The following is a 246-nucleotide window of genomic DNA, read 5'->3' as shown; positions in this document are numbered from 1 at the left end:
GGCCGAGGTTGTTCGCGCCGCCGACCGTCAGCGTCGATCCCGTACCGAGGTTCACCGTGTTGTTCAACGTCGTGCCCGGCGTGCCGGCAGCCAGCGTGCCGCCCGCACCGCTCGCATTCAGCACGCCGGTACCGAGCGCCGTGTTATTCCCCGCGACCAGCGTGCCGCCACCGGTGAGGTTCGTGCCGCCCGAATACGTGTTCGCGCCGGTCAGCGTTTCGGTGCCCGTGCCGCCCAGCGTCAGAC

The 246-nt window shown here is 70.3% G+C and carries 1 protein-coding gene; it reads right to left on the bottom strand.

What is annotated here, in order from left to right; genetic code table 11:
- Positions 1-246, bottom strand: a 246-nt coding sequence (locus AAEY75_RS16585) for a hypothetical protein (protein WP_352260258.1), incomplete at both ends; no start/stop codon positions are given.

The organism is Psychrobacter sp. TB55-MNA-CIBAN-0194, from assembly GCF_040309505.1.
Lineage (GTDB): Bacteria > Pseudomonadota > Gammaproteobacteria > Pseudomonadales > Moraxellaceae > Psychrobacter > Psychrobacter fozii.
Note: the sequence above shows the minus strand (reverse complement) of the source record. Positions and strands in the feature narration are given on the sequence as shown.